Here is a 1,083-nt window from a genome sequence, read left to right as displayed (position 1 = left end):
CCGGCGCCGGGACCGGCAACCGCAGACGAGCCGTCCCGGTCGGGCGCGGATTCGCCTGCCCGCTCCTAGGAGCTCTACAGCACCCGCTTCCAGCTCTCGCCGTCGTCGCTCGACCGGTACGCCTCCTCGGCCGTGGCGGCGTACCAGCCCTGCTCGGTGATCGTGAAGGCCGCCGGCGGACCCCCGATGGAGCCGGCCTCCTGCCAGCTCTGGCCGGTGTCGTCGCCGACCCGGACGACGCCGTCGGGACCGATGCCGACCAGATCGCCCTCGGCCGTGATGTCGACGTACGCGGTGGCCGGACCGTCGAGCTCCTGGGTCCGGCCGGTGGATGCATCGATGCTGATGAGCCGACCCTTGCCGGTGGTTGCGTAGAGCTGCTCGGCGTTCTCGGTCGCTGCGACGCTGACGAGGTCACCGGTGAGGATCTCCTCGAACTGCTTCCGGTCCTCGGTGCGGAGCAGGCGGCCGCTGGTGGAGTCGTACGCGTAGAGGATCTCGCCGGCCGGCTCGAGGATGTGGAAGTCGGCCTCGCCCTGCAGCGCGAGCGGCGTCCAGCTCTCGCCGGCGTCGGTGGACTCGATCAGTCCCAGATGCGGCGGGAGGTCCTCGGTCATGTCGGGGTGCCCGCTGCCGAGGAAGTGACCGGGCCCGACGACGGTGAAGCCCATGGTGTCCTGCCACCGGTCGGCGACCCGCTCCGCTTCGCCCGTCTCATCGACGCGGAAGAGGCCGAAGTGGGTCGCGACGTAGAGGGTGTCGTCGGCGGGATCGACCCCGAGGCCGTGGATGTGGCCCACCCTGGTGGCGTTCTCGGTGCGGCCGTCGTCGGCCGGTCGATCCGACCGCGGATCCGCGCCGCAGGCGGTCGAGAGAAGGGCCGTTGCCACGACGATGGTCAGGGCAACGGGGGAGGTTCGGTTCATGTGGTTGCTCCGGAATCGAGGGAGGTGTCGGGCAGGCACCCGGCCGGCCCCACACCCCTGGGCGACGGTCAGGGCGTCAGCCCCGCCGGCCGTGTGTGGCTCTCCGCGGCCGGAGCAGTCTCGCTGCCGGTGTCTTATAAACAACGGACGCGGCCGA

At 71.3% G+C, this 1,083-nt stretch carries 1 protein-coding gene; it reads right to left on the bottom strand.

Annotation, left to right across the window (positions count from 1 at the left end):
* Positions 1 to 74: 74 nt before the first annotated feature.
* Positions 75 to 926, bottom strand: a complete 852-nt coding sequence (locus ACFVDI_RS28670) for a F510_1955 family glycosylhydrolase (RefSeq protein ID WP_378912276.1) — start codon at positions 924 to 926, stop codon at positions 75 to 77.
* Positions 927 to 1,083 lie beyond the last annotated feature (157 nt).

It is taken from the genome of Nocardioides sp. NPDC057767 (genome assembly GCF_042798275.1).
GTDB lineage: Bacteria > Actinomycetota > Actinomycetes > Propionibacteriales > Nocardioidaceae > Nocardioides.
This window is presented reverse-complemented; position numbering and strand designations above follow the sequence as displayed.

Bases quoted from the DNA above. Each gene is read 5' to 3' on its own strand.
- ACFVDI_RS28670 (WP_378912276.1), bottom strand. From the start codon at position 926: ATGAACCGAACCTCCCCCGTTGCCCTGACCATCGTCGTGGCAACGGCC.